Consider the following 19,527-nt stretch of genomic DNA (forward strand, 5'->3'; position numbering starts at 1 on the left):
CGGCCGTAGAATAGAATATTAATGATGATGTTTTTGTCATAGGAGGAGATAAATTGAATAAAAGAGTGAAAGTATTTGCGCATCGCGGTGTCAGCGGGCATTTTCCGGAAAACACGATGGCTGCTTTTCAGGCTGCTTTGGAGGCAGGAGCAGATGGCATTGAATTGGATGTGCAGATGGCGAAGGATGGTATGCTTGTAATCATTCATGACGAAAAAGTGGATAGAACGACAGGCGGAACCGGTTATATTAAGGACATGACCTTTGAAGAAATCCTGCAGCTTGATGCCGGGAGCTGGTTTGCGGAAGTGAACGCCGGAGAAACAATCCCCGATTTGGAGAAATTCTTAAAATGGGCGGCGATGGAGGGCAACGAACTGCTGATCAATATTGAATTGAAAAATGATTTGATTGTCTATCCTGGGATGGAAAAAAAGGTGATTGACCTTATCCTTAAGTATGGGTTGGAACAGCGTGTCATTATCTCATCCTTCAATGCGGAGAGTCTGAGGAGAGTCCGGGACTATCATTCAACGATACAGACGGGTTATTTGATTGAAGGCATTCCTGAAAACACACTTGATATGGCAAAAAATATCGGTGCAGACAGCATTCATTGTGAAGAGAAGTTTGCCCTATCCGAGCTTGGAAGGAAAGCAATGGAAGCAGGGTTTCCGCTGCGGGTATATACCGTAAATGATGAAACCCGCAGCGAATTTTTAACTAATGCCGGAGTAGAAGTGATTATGACCGATTTTCCGGAAAGGTTTTTGAAATGATGAGTTGGCTGGATGTAGAAATTCTGATTATCCACGCGTCCGCATAAGACACCACATCTTCAGTAAAAAGTAAAATAAGCTGCATCAAACCGCGGCAATATGAATTTATCCATGCATAAAAAAACAAGCGCACATCATGAGCGCTTGTTTTTTATACCTGCCAAAGCACCGGCTTGGCTACCATGAACCAGAGCATGAGCATTAACAGAAAAAGATAGATCCAGACGGAGCGTGTAAGCTTTCTGATTAGGAAATGCTGATCTGCTCCCGGCTCATCAAATTTCCTCAGGACGGGAGTGAAGGCCCGGGCGAGAAAAAAGACTGAGCCTCCCATGACTGCCAGGGTAGCGACGATCCATGATGTAGTCCAGGCCCAGTGGCTGTTCACGATTAAAAGGATACCCGAGCCTACAAGTACATGTCCTGCATGCTTGACAAGGCGCACGGACGTCCTGAAGATGCCGATATATGCCTGCTGGACCCCGGGATGAGCCGTTCCCAATTTATTGACGATCGGGATTAGAATAAAAAATGGTCCAACAGAAAGAATGGCACTGCTGACATGGATATACAGCAGTATTCGGTACAATATGTCCATTCCGGCAGATTACTTCTTCACTGCGCTGAATTCATGAACCCATACACGCATTTGCGGAAGCCAAGGCATTCCTGGATGCATGGAAAGGATGGATTGCTTGTAGTCTTCCAAATTTTCGAAGCCTTCCTGGCGGGCATGCTCGTCTGTTAACTCACCAAGGGATTGTGAATAAACTGTATCTACAACAAAGTCCTGTCCCTCAAGTGTCATGATTTCTCCCACATCAGCATAGCGGCCATTGCGGCGTGTAGCTGTTTTCTTTCCTGCAAGAACCTTTTCAACGTCCTCTTTAACGGTAACCATGCGGTCTACTGAACATGTTTTCGGCGGTAATGTATTTGGGTCGTGCTGATTTGACATAATCTATTCCTCCTTATGTAAATGCTTACTTTTAAAACCTTACCATACTTTCCTGCGGAAAGGCAGTTTATGAAATGTTTTACGGGTAAAAAAGCCTGGGGAAAGAATCCCTCAAGCTTAATGCCTATTTCAATTTAAATGAACTCTTCAGTGAAACAATCCTGTTAAAGACAGGTTTTTCTGCTGTCGTATATTTTGGGTCTGCATTGAAATAGCCATGGCGGAAGAATTGGAACTTATCCTGGGCTTTTACATCCTTCATATTTGGCTCGATGAAACCATGAACAATTTCAAGCGAATTCGGATTCACGTAGTCAAGGAACGTTTTGCCTTCTGCTTCGTTTTCAAGAGCCTCATCCGTATCTGCCTCAGCATTCTGATCGGCATCCTCGTCAAGAATCAATGGCTCGTACAAACGGAATTCAGCCGGAATGGCACTCTTGGCATCCACCCAGTGAAGCGTACCCTTTACCTTGCGGCCGGTAAAGCCTGATCCGCTCTTTGTTTCAGGGTCATATGTGCAATGAAGCTCCACAACATTGCCATTCTCATCCTTGATGACATCGTTGCACTTGATGAAATAAGCATGCTTTAAACGGACTTCATTGCCAGGGAAGAGGCGGAAATATTTTTTCGGCGGATCTTCCATGAAGTCGTCCTGCTCTACATAAATCTCCCTTGAGAATGGAATTTGGCGCATGCCCATTTCCGGGTTCTCCGGATTGATTTCTGCATCAAGCATTTCAGTCTGATCTTCCGGGTAGTTCGTAATTACAACCTTTAACGGACGAAGTACACCCATTGTGCGGGGAGCCTTCATTTTCAGGTCTTCGCGCACAAAATGCTCAAGCATCGCTTCATCCACTACACCTGAGCCTTTTGAAACACCCGTTTCTTTTACGAACTCGCGGATTGCTTCCGGAGTGTAGCCCTTGCGTCTTAAACCGGAAATCGTCGGCATCCGCGGGTCATCCCAGCCATCAACATAATTTTCTTCTACAAGCTGCTTTAATTTTCTTTTACTCATTACTGTATTAGTAATATTCAGGCGGCCAAACTCGATTTGCTGTGGTGTGCTTTCCATTTCACACTCTGAGACAACCCAGTTATATAGCGGGCGCTGGTCTTCAAATTCAGTTGTGCATAAGGAATGGGTAACCCCTTCAATTGCATCTTCAAGCGGGTGGGCAAAAGCATACATCGGGTAGATGCACCATGTATCACCTGTATTATGGTGAGTTGCATGTGAAACACGATAGATAACCGGATCACGCAAGTTTACGTTCGGTGAAGACATGTCAATCTTCGCTCTAAGAACTTTTGCTCCGTTTTCGAATTCGCCTTTGCGCATGCGTTCAAATAAATCCAGATTCTCTTCTGCTGAACGGCTGCGGTATGGACTTTCTTTTCCAGGCTCTGTCAGTGTTCCGCGGTATTGGCGGATCTCTTCCTGGCTTAAATCATCCACATAAGCTTTTCCTTTCTTAATTAAAAGAACAGCGCGGTTATACATTTCTTCGAAGTAATTTGAAGCAAAATGAAGCTCCTCCCACTCGTAGCCAAGCCATTTAACATCTTCTTTAATGGCATCCACATATTCCTGATCTTCCTTAAGCGGGTTCGTGTCATCAAAACGAAGATTCGTCTTGCCGTTAAAGTCGTCTGCCAGGCCGAAGTTGATGACAATCGATTTGGCATGTCCGATATGAAGATAACCGTTCGGCTCAGGCGGGAAACGGGTAATGACATCTTTGCGCTTTCCCGACTCCAGATCCTCTTTAATAATCGTTCGTATAAAATTTGAATTGTTTTCCAAACCGGTATCAGCCTTTCTGTTTATGTAGTTAGTACTTATTTTAATTATATCGGGAAGGAAAATAAAGCGAAACTTCCCTTAGCTGTGTTGCTGTCGTTTATTAGGCAATACTCTTTATTCATTCTTTCTATTATAAACAAGGCGATGGTGGAAAAAAAGTTTTTCTCAATGCTGGATGCGAAGTTTTACAAAAATGTTAAATACTTTCAGACGAGGAGGGATAAAGGGAGGTAAAAAGAATATCTCTTTAGAGGAAATAATCTATTGAATGGAGGAAGGAACATGTCTGTAAAGTATCCGGTTTTAGAAGGAGCAGAACCTTTTTATTTTGAAGGAAATGAGATTGGGATTCTGGTTTCTCATGGCTTTACCGGTTCAACTCAAAGTATGCGTCCGCTAGGGGAAGCTTATGCAAATGCTGGATATACGGTCTGCGGTCCACGCCTGAGGGGACATGGCACTCATTATGAAGAAATGGAAACAACGACCTATCAGGACTGGATTCATTCTGTTGAAGAAGGTTATCGGTGGCTGAAAGAGCGCTGCAGTACGATATTCGTTACAGGTCTGTCAATGGGCGGCACCCTGACATTGTATATGGCCGAGAAATATCCGGAGATTAAGGGGATTATCCCGATTAATGCAGCAGTTGAGATTCCTGATATGGCGGCAGCAGCCAGCCTGGAGGATGTCCGTTTCCTTGATGCAATTGGTTCAGACATAAAAAACCCTGATATAAAAGAGCTTGCCTATGAAAAGACACCGGTAAAATCGCTTGGTCAAATAACGGAACTAATGAAGAAGGTGAAAGCCGATTTAGGGAAAGTGACTTGTCCTGCGCTGATTTTTGTCTCAAAAGAAGATCATGTAGTTCCTCCTTCCAATTCACAGGAAATATACAGCGGCATTAAATCAGCTGCCAAGGAATTAGTCACCCTGGACAACAGCTATCATGTAGCAACGCTGGATAACGATCAGGATATCATTATAGATAGAACACTGCATTTTCTGCAGAGGGCACTGGAAACAAGCAGCCTTCAGGGGTGATGAGGGGAGCTTACCAGGCTCCTTTTTTTTTGGACTTTAAAAGGATATTTTCATTGTCCCAATAGTTTTTGTATGCCTTGATCTGATGCAAATTCCCGTTCCTTTTTGCAGCCAGTTATGGTAGCATTTAGTGATGCGAAATAATTATCATTTTCTTTAATAGATGAAAGGGGGATGCACTTGGAAAAGGCTGCAAAAGAGACTTTATGGACAAAGTCTTTCATTATGCTGATGGTTGGGAATTTGTTTGTTTTTATGTCGTTTCAGATGCTGATTCCAACATTGCCTCCATATATAAAGTCCATTGGGGCGACTGGTCTTGAAATTGGGCTGGTAACGGCACTGTTTTCGATTGGAGCCGTTTTGAGCAGGCCTTTCATCGGATTCATGCTGGAATATAAAGCAAGAAAGCAGCTGGTACTGATTGGTGCAGCAGCGCTTTTGGCAATAACCATTATTTATCCGCTTTCAAGCGTGGTGATGATTTTTCTGTTGTTCCGATTCATTCATGGCCTTGCATGGGGCTGGTCAACTACTGTGAATGGGACAGCGGCTGTAGATGTAGTGCCTAATTCCAGGCTCGGAGAGGGAATGGGTTACTATGGCCTGAGCGTTACGATTGGAATGATCATTGCTCCAAGTCTTGGAATCTATCTATATCAGATTACTTCCTTTACAAATCTTATTTATATCTCAAGCGTACTAGGGGTGATTGCCATTGTGCTCCTGGCCATTGTCCGCTACGAAACGCCTGAGGCTGTTATGAAAACAAGGAAAGAAGATCTTAAATTCTCTTATCTGGGCTCTTTGGTTGAAAAATCCAGCTGGTTTCCTGCGTTCATCACAATACTTGTGACCTTTGGATATGGCTCCATCGTAACGTTCATCGTTATTTTTGGCGAAGAGCGGGGCATTGATCAGATATTCCTATTCTACCTGTTTAATGCGATTATGGCATCGCTATCAAGGCCGGTTGCCGGAAAGTGGTTTGACCAGCGGGGGCCGATGGAGCTCGTGCTGCTGTGCACGTTTCTGACTTTCATAGGAATGTGGGTACTTTCCTTCGCTCATTCGAATTTGTTTATTATCATTAGCGGAATCTTGTTTGGAATTGGCTTTGGCTCATTGATTCCTACTCTGCAGTCCTGGACGTTATCAATGACACCATCCAACCGGCGCGGTGTGGCAAATGGAATGTTCTTCTCCTCCATCGACCTTGGCATTGGACTAAGCGGGCTTGTATTTGGGGTGCTTGCACAGTTTGTGGAAACGGCGGCGCTCTTCCAAATATCAAGTGTGTTCCTGATTCTGGGCATGGCTGTTACAGTCATCTATGGGAAACGGCGCCGGGCCGCCCGGCCGCAGCAGGCCTCATAATGAAGAATGAAAACTGGCAGGCAGGAATATATATTTCTGTCTGCCAGTTTTTATTTTGATTTGAGGTGGTATTAATAGAGAGAAGGTGATTCTAACTATTAAAAATATTACACAGGAATACAGCAATGTTTCAAAAATGATAGAGAAATGAAATTTTTTGCAGAAAAATTTTTGCTACAATATAAGGATAAAGGATGAAAATTGGCGTATTATGCGTTTTTTTATAATGCATGCTGATAAAGCCCTATGAAATTAGGAAATCAGCAGGCTGGATCAATAAAATTCTTTTAAAAGACGCCGCCTTTAGGCGGACTTTTAAAAATAGCACTGCGGGGGATCAAGATGACTTTAGAGAAGAAGCTAATCAGCAAAACCTTTTATAAGACCTTCATGGAATCTAATGAAAATGTGCATCCGATCAGGGTTTTGGGTGAACTGTATGTGGCTGAGCAGCAGAACGAGGTGCCTGATTTAACTAATATCCGCTTCGCCCAGGGTGAAGTCTATTTCCTTAACAAGGATTATGAAGCGGCCATTTTTAAATGGGAAAGCATTCCGAATGAATTGGGGCCGTGGGCTCAGAAAAATATGGCTGATGCCTATTTTGAATTAGATCTGCTTTCAAATGCAGAGGACTTTTATAAATCGATTGAAACAGATTCAGAGGTGTTAAAGACCGAAGTGCTCCTCCAGCTGTTTTCACTTTACATACAGCGCGGCAAGCTTGAATTGGCTGTTGAATCCATTAAAGAGGCGGTCCGGCTAAATCCGGATTATCCGGATGTGACCGATCTGGCACGAGGGTTCTTTGAAGAACACAGCGATTGGGGAAATGCAGTGGAGCTGGCTGTCAATGAAGCAATCAGGACAGAATCACTATCCTGGTTTGAAGTTCTTCATTCGTATGTGGAACAGGGGCGGACAGCAAAAATGGAGCCCAACTATTTCAGTGAGGCGCTTTCGGTGCTATACCGTGCAGATCAGGCTCACTTTGAAGGTTTATCAGCCGCTCTGTGGGACAGCTACAGGACATCAGATCTGTATTTCTCATGGCTGAAAGAATATAATCATCTTCTCCTGAATATGGAGCCAGGACGCTCACATACATGGAGCGTGCTTTCGGAGCTTTATAAAGATACTTATCTTGAGATGATCAGCGGGAAGCATTTAATTCGGGACTTATCCCATCTGATTCCCAATCACATAACGAATTGGGTGAAAATAGCTGCTCCTTCTCATTATCTTGTGTCGGCATCGGCAGTGCTGGCATGGAGCGAAATATTTCCATCCAATATTGATTCTTCTGCTGTCAGTGAAGCAGAAAGCCTTGTGAACCGTTCTGTCCGTTATCAAGAAGGTCTGGAGGAAAGCTTTAAGCTTTTCGAAAATATCATGAAATGGGCAAAGGAAAAAGGTGTCCTGATGGGTGAGCGATTTGAATGGATGGTCCGTGAGCTCCTTGATTTGGATTCCGGCCACTTGCTGATTGCCGGTGCAGCATCAAATGGAAAATCCTCGTTTGTGAACACTCTTCTCGGTGAAGAGCTGATGGGGGATTCAACCTCTGCTTCAGTACTGTTCAAGGATGGTGATGAAGCGGAAATCCATGCTATTACGGACGAGGAAGTCAGAAGCATTTATGATCTTGAGGATTTTAGGCAAAGTGCAGAGAAAAGCCAGCAGACGCTCATACGCTGCAAGATGCCATTCAGCTTTTTACAGAATAATAGACTCGCTGTCATAGATACGCCGGGTCTTGCGGGGCAGAGCAAGTTCAGAAATGGTGTGTTCCAATACCTCCATTTCGCTGACAGCATGCTATTTGTCCTGAATGCGGATTCCCCATTGACAGATAAAGAGCTGGATCTTGCTGTAAGAATGCGAGAGCAGGCTCCGGAACTGCCTATACATTTCCTTCTCAGTAAAATGGATCGGATTCCGGACAGCCAGAATGCCGTTGAGCTTCTTGACGAAACTCAGTCCCGTGTTCATACCTATTTCCCGAAAGCAAAGGTGTTTGCTTTCTCCGCCTATTATGAAAGTGAAAGCCAGCTCAATGATTTAGCCGTCTTTATCAAGTCGATGATCGATGGACGGAACCGGAAAGAAGAGCGTACAGCTAAGGTTCTTTACTATATAAAAAAATCTATCAAATTCCTGCTTGAAAAACGTGTTGAGATGGAAAACAGCTTGATTGATACGATTAAATGGAATGAAGAGATGGTGACAAAAATAAAGGGTGCCAAGAATCAGCTGATGGATATGGAAGAAGAGAAGGTCCGGACGATTAAAAGATCGTACAGCAAGATTAAAGGTGAAATGAGAGCGGATCTTGAGAAGCAGATTCCGGAACTGCTTCGGAATTGTTCAGAAATGGTGACAGAAGACAGTGATTTTGGAAAAATCCATACTGAGCTTAATGATGAGATGAATAATCGGGTACATCAATATATTGAAGATACGGTTTTGCCGGAATTTCATGTTTCCATACAGGATTGGATTGCGGAAAGTGAAGGAGAGTTCAGAAGCAGCCAGGCATATTTGGATGAAATGAGCCAAGGCTTCAATGAGCTTTACGGCGAGGAGAAAATCGCGCTGGACTGCGATTTCAGAGTCCTGGATGACTGGCGCCGCGACGCTGACCGGATGACGCGCGGGAGTGTTCAGCTTGAAAAGGCCAATATTCTAAACCGCTTTTCGCCATCGCAGTTCCTGCTCAAGAGTGCAGGAAAACTGCTTGGGGCGATTCAGCAGAATAAAACCATGCTCCATAATAAATATAAACAGTTCATTGAACATGAAGACTATAGCGAAATAGCAGAATTCATCACCGATAAATTCATGCAGCAATTCGAACTCTTCGAGAAATCGCTTGAGCGGGATATTAAGATGTTCTTCAGAAATCCGTGTGACGTATTGAATCATACAGTTGAAGAGACATATACAAACATTGCAGAAAATAAAGAAGCATTAAGCGATATGCGCAAAAATCCTGAGATTTATCAGGATCCTCTGACACTATTTGACCTGAAGCACCGCCAGTTTGAATGGATGACTTCAGCAGGGGAAAGAGTTAAGGAATATCGTTAAACATTGGGAAGGAGTTATCCTTCCTCTTTTTTTATGAAAAAAATAGAAAAGTAGGTTTGGTTTATATTAAATAAGGGTAAAGAAGCTGGTCTATTAAAACCTTAATCTCATAAAGCATGAACATGCAAAGAAAAATGATGAAGAAAAATCGGGGGAAAGAAGGAGAGAACAGGTGAGCTTTAAAAGAAAGCAAATGATGGGATTGGGCTTAACCGTATTTTTTTTGTTTATTCTAATGTTTGTCATTCTGTCTATGGTAAACGGAATGAAAGCAAACATGCTGGAAATTGTGGAGGATCGATACTATAAGGTAAATCAGGCTACAGAGATCAGACAGCTATTTTACCAGACAGACCAGCAGCTGCTAAGTGTGCTCACCGATAAAGACTCAAGCGATTCAGCCATGACGGCTGAATTGGTGAAAGCCAACCATGAGGGGATACAAACCCGAATAGTTAATTTAGAACAAGAATTAAATAGACAAAAATCCAAATTGCTTTTAAAAGAAGTGGAGCAGGCATATGAATCATATGCCCAGATGCAAAACAGCTTCATTGGATTAATGAGTAATGGTGATATGGACTCTTTGGAAGGTCTATACAGAAGTGAGAGAGAAAACCGAAACGCACTGCTGAACAAGCTGGCTGAATTTAAAGAGTATCAGGAATCCCTTATGGCGGAATCGCTGAATGGTGCAAATGACACGTATAGCCAGTTAGTATCAACTTTGGTTGCTGCGGTTGCAATAGCAATTGTTTTAATCGTAGGTGTGACGGTTTGGGTGATCAGAAGCACAGGCAGAACCATCAGCTTAATTACAAAAGGGATTAAGGATATTGATTATCAGGATCTTTCTTCCATTTCAAGGCTGAATGTCGAATCCAATGACGAAATCGGCAATATTGCGAAAGCCTTTAATTCTATGGCTGATTCCCTTGAGAATTATTACGTGAAAGAACAGCGCTATTCGGCTGAAATCAGTGAGCAAAACTGGATCCAAAGCCAGTCTGCTGCATTAGTAAGCATCTATAGCCAGCATGTGACTATAGCCAATTTGGCAGATGATTTTATATCAAGGCTGGCACCTGCCGCCGGAGCTGATCTTGGAGTCATTTATGTGAAAGATGACAACGGAAGCAAACCTGTATTTAAGAAGCAGGCTGCTTATGCAGATGGAGCGGATGATGCAGGAAGAGACTTTTTCTATGAGGGGGAAGGGTTAGCAGGGCAAACTGTCAGGGATAAGAAAACAATCTTCCTCGAGGATGTTCCTGAGGATTACAAAGTCTTATCAACTGGTTTGGGAGATGTCAGGCCGAAAAGCATCATGATGGCACCCGTTATGCTAAAGGACGAGGTAGTGGCAGTATTGGAACTGGCGAGTTTGAAGCCGTTCACTGAAGCCCAGATCAAACTATTGGAAAAAGTAATAGAAACATTAGGAATAGCCATTACGAATATTTCCGGAAGAATGGAGATTGAACGCTTACTGGCCGAATCCCAGGCACAGACAGAGGAACTGCAGGCACAGGCTGAAGAGCTGCAATCCCAGTCTGAGGAGCTGCAGGCGCAATCTGAAGAAATGCAGAGTCAATCCGAAGAGCTGCGTATGATTAATGAGCAGCTTGAAGAGCGCTCAAGAGATGCTGAAATGAAATCCGAAGAACTTCAGGCTGCCAAGGAAGAACTGGAGGAAAAAGCAAAACAGCTGGGTCTAAGCTCAAAATACAAATCAGAGTTCCTGGCAAATATGTCCCACGAGCTGCGCACGCCTCTTAACAGCATCCTGCTTTTATCAGAAATGCTGGCAGAAGACCCGGATCAAATCCTTACTGAGGAGCAGAAAGAGTTTTCCAAGGTTATACATACATCTGGACAGGATTTGCTTGCCCTCATTAACGATATTCTCGACCTTTCAAAAGTAGAGGTAGGGAAACTGGAAATCAGCTTTGAGGAAGTCAATATGGGAGAAATGTCGCAGCGTCTGAAACAGCATTTTACACAGGTGGCAAGGCATAAAAATCTTGAATTTACTGTAAGCTCTTCGGAAGAAGTTCCTTCTGTATTCAATACCGATGAGCAGCGTCTGCAGCAAATTGTGAAAAACCTCCTTTCAAATGCATTTAAGTTTACGGAAGAAGGTTCAGTAGCAGTCACGTTTGAAAAAGCTTCAAAAGGCGATTTCTTTGGCTTGCCGTTATCCAGCTATACAAATGACTGGCTGAAAATAACAGTGCTCGACACAGGTATTGGCATTCCGTCCGAGAAGCAGGAGCTGATTTTTGAAGCCTTCCAGCAGGCTGATGGCGCCACAATGAGGAAATATGGCGGAACGGGCCTGGGATTGTCCATCTCCAAGGAATTTGCCCAGCTGCTCGGCGGTATCTGCAAAGTGGAGAGTGAAGAAGGAAAAGGAAGCCGGTTTACACTCGTTATCCCGAATCTTCCAAACGGAATGCCTGAAATAGAGGCAGGTTCGCTGGCTTTCGAAGAAGCTGCTGTAACCGTTGAGCCTGTCACACAAGTGTCTGAGGCAACTGAAGCACAAGATGCTAAAGAAGATACGGAAGCAGAGCATCAGCAGACAGGAACGGAGCTTAAAGACAAAACAGTCATTGTCGTAGATGATGACCACAGAAATATTTATGCACTGAAAAATGCTTTGAAAAAAGAAGGCATGAATGTCCTTACAGCAGAAAACGGGATGCAGTGCCTCGATTTGATAATGGGTACAGAACAGATCGATATTGTTCTGATGGATATTATGATGCCGGTTATGGATGGTTATGAAACCATGAAGAGGCTTCGCGGGCTTGACAGGCACCAGGATGTTCCAATCATTGCCCTTACTGCCAAGGCAATGAAAGGCGATAGGGAAAAATGCATGGAAGCGGGTGCAACGGATTATATCAGCAAGCCTTTAAAACTGGACCAGCTGCTGTCTGTTATGAGAGTATGGCTTTCATAGTTGGCAAAGAGGAGTCCGGACAACATCCGGACACCGTCAACATCATTTTATTCTCGAAAGTTGAGGAATGAAGGAATTGAAAAAGGAAGAATTAGAAATAGAATTGCTTTTAAAGGCTATATACAGTTTATCCGGATATGATTTCCGGCAATATATGCGCTCGTCAATTGCCAGGAGAATTCAAGCTCGTCTTAGCAGGGATCGGCTGCCCAGCATAACAAGCCTCACAGAAAAGGTTATACATGAAGAGGGGTACCTGCAAAAGGTACTGAGCGATTTTTCAATCAATGTGACAGAAATGTTCAGGGACCCTTCTTTTTTAAGGCTTTTCGGAATGAGGTTGTCCCGATGCTCAGAGAATTGCCGGAGATCAGAATTTGGCATGCAGGCTGTTCGACTGGGGAAGAAGCTTACTCCATGTCTATTTTGATGGAAGAAGAGGGGCTGGGAGAGCGAACGAAAATTTATGCCACAGACATCAATGAAAAGGTGCTTAAAAAAGCAGAGAGCGGAATAATCCCGCTGCAAAAAATGCAGCTCTATACAAAGAACTACATTATGGCAGGCGGAAAAAAATCCTTTTCTGAATACTATACAACCGATTGTGAAGCGGCTTATTTGAATGCATCCCTGCTTGATCGAATGGTTTTTGCTCAGCATAATCTGGTGACTGATGGCTCCTTTAATGAGTTTCATGTGATTATGTGCCGTAATGTGATGATCTATTTTAATACAGACCTGCAAAGCCACGTTTTTAATCTTTTTAATGAAAGCCTCAGCATGGGAGGGTTTCTGGGGCTTGGCAGCAAGGAAGCGCTGCGGGTGGAATACTCTGTATTCGAAGAAATCAGCCTGCAGGAAAAGATATTCAGGAAGGGTTCTCATGTAAAATAAAAACAGAGTGCGGTCCCTATTTTGGAGGGACTGCACTCTGTTTTTTTGTAAGAAATATTATGTATTCATCCTAATCTGCCTGAATAAGAACAATACACATATCGTCATCAGCGCTTGCCTGCTGCTGCTTAGTCAGTATCATATCGATTGGCTCTGCTGTTCTGGCTGCATTCCAGTGAAAGGATGAGAAGCGCTGAAGATACTCACATGGATTGAGATTATTCTGCTCTACCGCTTCTTCCACTCCGTCTGTAAACAAGAGCAGCTGAATTGACTCTGTATAGGGAATAGTTTCTTTTTGTATGGTAATATCTTCGAAAAAACCCACTGCACACATATTGCTTGATAAGCTGAACATTTCATCTTTGTCTACAAGTGCATATCCAGCTGGATGTCCGGCGTTTACATACTCGATTGTTTTGTCTTTTTTATTAAGAACGAGGTAAATAGCTGTAAAATAATATGGAATTCGCTGATTGCGCTGGTTTAGGGAATTCATCCACCGATTTAGTTCGTTCATGACGTATTCAGGATCACTGCATGTTCTGATGGCATCTCTGAGAACAGAAGAGATAAACATGCATACAAGAGAAGCTGAAATTCCGTGGCCCATCATATCCAGCTGTATGGCAGCATAGCGATGTTCATCTATCTGGTGCCAGTAATACATATCTCCTGCAAGTTTGTTGGCTGGCAGGTAGGAAGCCTTTAACAGTGTATGTTCGTGATAAATCGGTTCGCTCAGCATGCTGGTTTGTACCTGCATGGATAAATCCAATTCATTCCTGATTTTATTTTCCTGCTCCTTATGCCAGTCCTTCTCATATTTAAGCCTTAAGGCAGCACGAATGCGGGCAAGCAGTTCCGTCTTATTAATGGGCTTCATTACATAATCGGTCCCGCCCGCATCAAGAGCTTCTGCAACTTTATTTGAGTCCTCCAATGCAGTTACAAAAATCACCGGGATATCCTTCAAATGTGGAATCTGCTGAAGCCGGCGGCATGCTTCAATTCCATCCATCTCCGGCATCATTATATCCATCAGGATCACGTCTGCTTTTATATCAGCTGAAAAAGGTGAATATCCCTGGAGATGCTGAAACATATCCTTTGCAGAAGAAAACGTTAAATGTTCTTTATACCCGGCGCGTTTTAATATATGTTGAATAACAAATAAGTTGGCTTGATTATCGTCCACAACTAGGATTCCCATAGACTTTTTCCCTTCCCGTGTTTTACGATTTAATTCTTTATATAAATATCCTTAACATATACCCTTTTGCGGAAGAGTGAAAACCACTAATTTGATTATTTTTGGCTTTATTTAATCCAAAAAATAAATACTAATTGTAAGCGTTTTCTTTTATTTTCTTAAAATAATATTATTTAACGGTGTATTCCTAGAAATCAAGTAATAATATTATATCTGGATATTTTTATGTATTTTTATGAAGAACATTTGTGTTTATATGGTGGAATTTTCTCTTGATTTCTGTGAGGATAAGAGTAAAATAAAGATTAAATTTTCAGAGATTGGGAGATGTCAGGATGAAAGTGGTGAAGTTCGGAGGATCTTCTTTAGCATCCGGAAAGCAAATCGAGAAGGTATTCAATATTGTAAATGCTGATCCAGAGAGAAAGATCATTGTTGTCTCTGCTCCTGGAAAGCGATTTTCAGAGGATGACAAGGTTACTGATTTATTAATCGCATGTGCAGAGAAACGGATTCAGGGGGAAGCAGCAGATGATTTGGCAGAAGCTGTATTGGATCGGTATGGCCAAATCGCTGATGAATTAGAGCTTGGTCCGGAAATTAAAGATATCATCAGGGAGGATCTTTTTACGAGGCTTTCCAGTGATACGCTTAATCCTGAAGTTTTCATGGATTTGATCAAAGCTAGCGGTGAAGATAACAACGCTAAGCTTGTAGCAGCCTATTTTCAGCAGCAGGGAATAGAAGCAAGATATGTGAGCCCGAAGGAAGCGGGATTGATTGTCAGTCCGGAGCCCGGCAACGCTCAGGTGCTTCCTGAAGCATATGACAAGCTGCTTGCATTAAGGGAGCAGGACGGGATCATCATCTTTCCGGGTTTCTTTGGATATAGCAGGGATGGCCAGGTCTTCACATTTTCAAGAAGCGGATCGGATGTGACAGGCTCCATCTTGGCCGGTGCAGCCAAGGCGGATTTATATGAAAACTTTACAGATGTGGATGCGGTCTATTCGGTAAATCCCTTTATTGTAGAAAGCCCTAAAGAAATCAAAGAGCTGACATACCGGGAAATGCGGGAGCTTTCCTATGCAGGCTTTACTGTCCTGCATGATGAAGCGCTTGTACCGGCATTTCGGGCCGGAATTCCTGTGCAAATAAAAAATACGAATAATCCGTCTGCTCCCGGCACCAGGATTGTGAACGAGCGGGATAACACGAACGGACCTGTGATCGGGATTGCCAGTGATCAGGGATTCTGCAGCATCTATGTCGGCAAATACTTAATGAACAGGGAAGTCGGCTTTGGGAGGAGGCTGCTGACCATTTTGGAAGAGAATGGCCTCAGCTATGAGCATACACCCTCTGGAATTGATGACATTTCCATTATTCTGCGGGAAAACCAATTTACTGATGGGATGGAGGAAGAAATTCTGAATCGCATACAGCATGAACTTCATGCAGATGAAGTGAAAATCCAGCACAGCCTTTCACTTATTATGGTGGTTGGAGAAGGGATGCGCCAGAACATCGGAACAATGGCCCGTGCCTCCAAAGCCCTCGCTAAAGCGAAAGTCAATATGGAAATGATCAATCAGGGCTCATCTGAAGTGAGCATGATGTTTGGCGTACAGGCAGCGGATGAGGTACGTGCGGTACAGGCGCTTTATAATGAGTTTTTTGCTGCGGTGGCAGTAGTGTGATCATTTATGCGAAGGTAAATATGTTTATACGAAAAGAGCCAAAGTAAATAGGCTTTATATGCAATCAATCAAACGTTTGATTGAAAAAGCTTGGGGCATTAGCCTCGAGCTTTATTTTTTTGTATGAAAAATCTTAGGATAATCAAAATAAGAAGGAAACTTTTTCAATTAGGAAGGAGAAAAGGATATGAAGAAATTACTGATCATAGGAATAATGCTGCTCATGCCGCTGAATATGCTGGCAGCTCCGGGCAGTGCAGCTGCACAAAAACCGTGTCTTACCCAGTCAGAGGTTAAGTTTGAAAACGAATTCCGCAGACTATGGATCGACCATGTATTATGGACAAGCAACTATATTACAAGTGCCACAACTGCCGGGGCGGAGGATCAGAAGCAGGTATTGGCGCGCCTGCTTAAAAATCAGGAGGACATAGGGAATTCCATTAAGCCATATTACGGAGAAGCTGCAGGAGCTAAGCTGACAGAACTGCTTAAAGAGCATATTGTCATTGCGGGTGATATCGTGGAGGCTGCCAAGAGCGGTCAGGGTGCAAAGGTGAACCAGCTGAACAAAGAATGGTATCGCAATGCCGATGATATCGCTGCTTTTCTAAGCGGAGCCAATCCAAATCTGAAAAATGAAGATGTGAAAAAACTGCTTTATAAGCATTTGGAATTAGTAACAAATGATCTGACAGCAAGTCTTGTTAAGGATTGGGAAGCAAGAATTGTTTCGATTGATGAGGGAGTATCGCATATCATTATGATGGCAGATGCCATTTCTGATGCGGTTGTGAAGCAATTCCCAAACAAATTTAAAGGGTAACTGCAAGAGGCTTCAGCTTTGCTGAGGCTTCTCTTTTTTTTCCTTTGACAAAGCAGCATGTCTCATTATAAGCTATTTAGCGTGCCGAAAAAAATAATGTAAATTTTTCACATATAGAAGGAGGGGTATCCGTTTTGTCAGGAGATCAAAAGAAAAAGATGATCATTTTGATGATCAATATGTTTATTGCAATCGGAAGCTTTGGGATTATCATTCCGATTTTGCCGGCTTATTTGGAATCCATTAACCAGGGAGGAACGGCAGCAGGCCTGATGATTGCCATTTTTGCGGGTGCCCAGCTGATTTTTTCTCCTATCGCGGGAAAATGGGCTGACCAGTACGGACGCAGAAAGATGATTATTTACGGGTTAGCTGGTTTGACATTATCCATGCTTGTCTTTTATGCAGTAGATTCCATTTGGCTGCTTTACTTTTCACGTGTCATTGGAGGCATTGGAGCTGCCTTGCTGATTCCAGCTATTTTTGCTTACATTGCTGATATTACTACCATGGAGCAGCGTGCAAAAGGGAATGGTCTTGTTTCAGCTGCAATGTCACTTGGAATTGTGGTTGGGCCTGGAATTGGCGGATTTTTGGCAGACTTCGGCCTAAAAATGCCATTTCTGATTTCCGCGCTTGTTTCTCTAGTGGCTGTTATTTTTTCAGTTGTGCTCCTTGAGGAAAGCAGCACATTGCAGACAGTGCCGGGAGAGATGCCTGAAGAGGAACCGATGGTCAAGAAACTGGCCATGTCCGTTAAGAAGCCTTATTTTATTCCGCTTATCATTACATTGGTGATGAGCTTTGGACTAATGGCGTATGAGTCAGTTCTTGGGCTCTACCTTGATAATGAATTTGCTGCTACTCCGCAGGAAATTGCCCTTATGGTGACTTCGACAGGAGTCATTAGTGTTATTGTTCAATTATTTGTAGTCGATCGTGTGGTTAATAAATTCGGTGAAGGAAAGGTATTGAATATCTTTTTGGCTGTTGCAGCGTCAGGATTCCTTGTCTCACTGTTTGCAGGAAGCTATGCACTTTTCTTCGTTATTTCGCTGATCATTTTCCTTGCAACTTCCATTCTTCGACCGGTTTTGACCACGCTAATTTCAAAAATGGCCGGTAATGAACAGGGGTTTGCCATGGGAATGAACAATGCTTATATGAGCATTGGAAACGTTCTGGGGCCAACGATTGCCGGTGTACTTTATGATGTACGGATAACCTATCCGTTTGTTCTTGGTTTGGCCTTATTGATCGTTACATTGTTTATCACGATTGCCTGGCAGAAAAAGGAGCCAAAACCAAAGGCAGCTGTGTAGAGAAAGGCTTGGAGACGTTGTCTTCAAGCTTTTTTACTTTTCTTTTTCACATAATAAATCAGCTTTAATGCCAGGCTGAAATTGTGGCAATTTTGTGAAAGAAACCTAGTTCGATTGACATGAGTTAAAAAATACATTATTCTGAAAATAACAAAAATATTGAGCGGATGACGGCTGCGGGAGAGAGCATACAGTAGCCACCGAAGGAGCAAGCTTCAAAAATACCCTTGAAGCCAATCTCTCAGGTAGACAGAACCTCAGTCGGACGCATCTCTGGAGAGCGCGCATGGACTTTGCGACACCAAAGGGGTCAAACTCTCAGGTAAAAGGACAGAGAAGGGGGATAAAGAAGCCGCCTTTTTTCTGTCCTTTTTATATGGATGGCAAGGCAGTTGGAGGAATCTATATGAATACAAATATTAACGCAAACCGGGCGACATTGCTGATATCCTGTCCAGAGAGACCGGGCATCATCTCTACAGTCTCTAACTTTCTGCTGGAGCATAACGCGAACATTGTGCATTTTGACCAGCACACAACCGATCCGCTGGCAGGCATCTTCTTCATGCGAATTGAATTCGATATGAATCATTTTGATGAGTCCTTTTCAAAACTGAAAGAGGATCTGCCTGAGATGGCCAAGGAATACTCTATGGAGTGGAAGCTGAGCGGCAAAGGCGAGCGCAAGCGGATGGCCATATTTGTTTCTAAAATGGATCACTGTCTGCTCGAGCTGCTGTGGCGCTGGAAATCGAAGGAGCTTGAAGTGGATATTCCCCTTGTGATCAGCAATCATCCTGACATGAGGGAAGTGGTAGAAGGTTTCGGAATACCATATCATCATGTTCCGATTACACCGGACACTAAATCGGAAGCTGAGCAAAAGGCAGTAGAGCTGCTGGATGGAAAAGCGGATTTCATTGTGCTTGCGAGATATATGCAGATTCTTTCACCGAGCTTTATTTCCAAATATCCAAACAGGATTATTAATATCCATCACAGCTTTCTGCCGGCCTTCGTGGGAGCCAATCCTTATGCACGGGCGTTTAACCGTGGAGTCAAGCTGATTGGGGCAACTGCCCATTATGTAACAAATGATTTGGATGAAGGGCCGATCATTGAGCAGGATGTCCAGCGGGTTAACCACCGGCACACTGCACAGGATCTCAAAATTGCCGGCAGGCATGTGGAGAGGCAGGTCCTCGCACAGGCAGTCGCCTGGCACGTAGAAGACAAAGTCATAGTGCATGGCAATAAAACGATTGTTTTTTAAGAGGCACTGTCAAAAATAGATCTTGCATCAAGAAGATTACCAGCATCATGAAAGAAGGTGAGCAGAAATGAAAAGGAAAAAATTATCAATGCTTGAAATGATTAAGGTTAATAAAGAAGAGCTTTTAAAAGATCGCCGTGAGCTTGAGAAGATCGAAAAAAAAATAGACGATAAATATGCAAAAGCACAGTAAGAAAGTACACCCGGCCTGGGAATATAGCAGGCCGGGTTTTTTTATGAATTAAAACGCCCAGGGAATCCCTG

14 protein-coding genes, 1 pseudogene and 1 riboswitch are annotated in these 19,527 nt (G+C 43.2%); of the genes and pseudogenes, 11 read left to right on the forward strand and 4 right to left on the reverse strand.

The features are described 5' to 3' along the window. The first annotated feature begins 53 nt into the window (after positions 1–53). Positions 54–779, forward strand: coding sequence for a glycerophosphodiester phosphodiesterase (locus AC3WTL_RS19570; protein ID WP_222499833.1), 726 nt, complete (start codon positions 54–56; stop codon positions 777–779). Between the two features lie 151 nt (positions 780–930). Here AC3WTL_RS19570 and AC3WTL_RS19575 read toward each other — a convergent pair whose 3' ends face one another. The 3 genes from AC3WTL_RS19575 to AC3WTL_RS19585 form a co-directional block, all read right to left on the reverse strand. Then, on the reverse strand, positions 931–1,377 hold the full coding sequence (locus AC3WTL_RS19575) for a hypothetical protein (RefSeq protein WP_197204360.1): 447 nt from the start codon (positions 1,375–1,377) through the stop codon (positions 931–933). A 9-nt stretch (positions 1,378–1,386) separates the two neighbouring features. Beyond that, positions 1,387–1,737, reverse strand: coding sequence for an ASCH domain-containing protein (locus tag AC3WTL_RS19580; RefSeq protein WP_252220647.1), 351 nt, complete (start codon positions 1,735–1,737; stop codon positions 1,387–1,389). 124 nt (positions 1,738–1,861) lie between these two features. Then, the gene (locus AC3WTL_RS19585) at positions 1,862–3,553 is read right to left on the reverse strand and encodes a glutamine--tRNA ligase/YqeY domain fusion protein (RefSeq protein ID WP_197249246.1); all 1,692 of its coding nucleotides are present in this window, start codon (positions 3,551–3,553) and stop codon (positions 1,862–1,864) included. A gap of 282 nt (positions 3,554–3,835) precedes the next feature. Between AC3WTL_RS19585 and AC3WTL_RS19590 the strand changes: the two genes are divergently transcribed. From AC3WTL_RS19590 to AC3WTL_RS19610, 5 genes and pseudogenes are all read left to right on the forward strand, one after another. Then, positions 3,836–4,600: an alpha/beta hydrolase gene (locus AC3WTL_RS19590; RefSeq protein ID WP_048009716.1), complete on the forward strand. Its 765-nt coding sequence runs from the start codon at positions 3,836–3,838 to the stop codon at positions 4,598–4,600. A gap of 174 nt (positions 4,601–4,774) precedes the next feature. Further along, positions 4,775–5,977 (forward strand): MFS transporter, encoded by a 1,203-nt coding sequence (locus tag AC3WTL_RS19595; RefSeq protein ID WP_197212581.1) that lies wholly within the window; start codon positions 4,775–4,777, stop codon positions 5,975–5,977. A gap of 342 nt (positions 5,978–6,319) precedes the next feature. Next, the gene (locus AC3WTL_RS19600; protein WP_492369913.1) at positions 6,320–9,067 is read left to right on the forward strand and encodes a dynamin family protein; all 2,748 of its coding nucleotides are present in this window, start codon (positions 6,320–6,322) and stop codon (positions 9,065–9,067) included. A 172-nt stretch (positions 9,068–9,239) separates the two neighbouring features. Further along, on the forward strand, positions 9,240–12,035 hold the full coding sequence (locus AC3WTL_RS19605; RefSeq protein WP_492369914.1) for an ATP-binding protein: 2,796 nt from the start codon (positions 9,240–9,242) through the stop codon (positions 12,033–12,035). Positions 12,036–12,102: 67 nt separating this feature from the next. Then, positions 12,103–12,929 (forward strand): annotated as a pseudogene (locus AC3WTL_RS19610) (CheR family methyltransferase). Positions 12,930–12,999: 70 nt separating this feature from the next. On the opposite strand, the gene AC3WTL_RS19615 reads toward AC3WTL_RS19610, so the two are convergent. After that, positions 13,000–14,142, reverse strand: a complete 1,143-nt coding sequence (locus AC3WTL_RS19615) for a PP2C family protein-serine/threonine phosphatase (RefSeq protein ID WP_252220653.1) — start codon at positions 14,140–14,142, stop codon at positions 13,000–13,002. 335 nt (positions 14,143–14,477) lie between these two features. Between AC3WTL_RS19615 and AC3WTL_RS19620 the strand changes: the two genes are divergently transcribed. The 5 genes from AC3WTL_RS19620 (at position 14,478) to AC3WTL_RS19640 (ending at position 19,456) form a co-directional block, all read left to right on the forward strand. Further along, on the forward strand, positions 14,478–15,842 hold the full coding sequence (locus tag AC3WTL_RS19620; protein WP_252220655.1) for an aspartate kinase: 1,365 nt from the start codon (positions 14,478–14,480) through the stop codon (positions 15,840–15,842). A 187-nt stretch (positions 15,843–16,029) separates the two neighbouring features. Further along, positions 16,030–16,668, forward strand: a complete 639-nt coding sequence (locus AC3WTL_RS19625; protein WP_197249251.1) for a glycosyltransferase — start codon at positions 16,030–16,032, stop codon at positions 16,666–16,668. A 134-nt stretch (positions 16,669–16,802) separates the two neighbouring features. Further along, positions 16,803–17,990 (forward strand): MFS transporter, encoded by a 1,188-nt coding sequence (locus AC3WTL_RS19630; RefSeq protein ID WP_492369915.1) that lies wholly within the window; start codon positions 16,803–16,805, stop codon positions 17,988–17,990. Positions 17,991–18,157: 167 nt separating this feature from the next. Next, positions 18,158–18,258: riboswitch (glycine riboswitch) on the forward strand. Between the two features lie 138 nt (positions 18,259–18,396). Continuing rightward, entirely contained in the window at positions 18,397–19,263 is an 867-nt protein-coding gene (gene purU / locus AC3WTL_RS19635; protein ID WP_197249253.1) for a formyltetrahydrofolate deformylase, read from the forward strand. Positions 19,264–19,330: 67 nt separating this feature from the next. Then, positions 19,331–19,456: an FbpB family small basic protein gene (locus AC3WTL_RS19640; RefSeq protein WP_197249254.1), complete on the forward strand. Its 126-nt coding sequence runs from the start codon at positions 19,331–19,333 to the stop codon at positions 19,454–19,456. Positions 19,457–19,527 lie beyond the last annotated feature (71 nt).

Source organism: Cytobacillus sp. EB106-05-05-XG126 (genome assembly GCF_058791715.1).

Coding starts and splice junctions, on each gene's coding strand:
- AC3WTL_RS19600 (WP_492369913.1), top strand. CDS start 6,320: ATGACTTTAGAGAAGAAGCTAATCAGCAAAACCTTTTATAAGACCTTC.
- AC3WTL_RS19625 (WP_197249251.1), top strand. CDS start 16,030: ATGAAGAAATTACTGATCATAGGAATAATGCTGCTCATGCCGCTGAAT.
- AC3WTL_RS19575 (WP_197204360.1), bottom strand. CDS start 1,377: ATGGACATATTGTACCGAATACTGCTGTATATCCATGTCAGCAGTGCC.
- AC3WTL_RS19595 (WP_197212581.1), top strand. CDS start 4,775: ATGCACTTGGAAAAGGCTGCAAAAGAGACTTTATGGACAAAGTCTTTC.
- AC3WTL_RS19640 (WP_197249254.1), top strand. CDS start 19,331: ATGAAAAGGAAAAAATTATCAATGCTTGAAATGATTAAGGTTAATAAA.
- AC3WTL_RS19590 (WP_048009716.1), top strand. CDS start 3,836: ATGTCTGTAAAGTATCCGGTTTTAGAAGGAGCAGAACCTTTTTATTTT.
- purU (WP_197249253.1), top strand. CDS start 18,397: ATGAATACAAATATTAACGCAAACCGGGCGACATTGCTGATATCCTGT.
- AC3WTL_RS19615 (WP_252220653.1), bottom strand. CDS start 14,142: ATGGGAATCCTAGTTGTGGACGATAATCAAGCCAACTTATTTGTTATT.
- AC3WTL_RS19620 (WP_252220655.1), top strand. CDS start 14,478: ATGAAAGTGGTGAAGTTCGGAGGATCTTCTTTAGCATCCGGAAAGCAA.
- AC3WTL_RS19580 (WP_252220647.1), bottom strand. CDS start 1,737: ATGTCAAATCAGCACGACCCAAATACATTACCGCCGAAAACATGTTCA.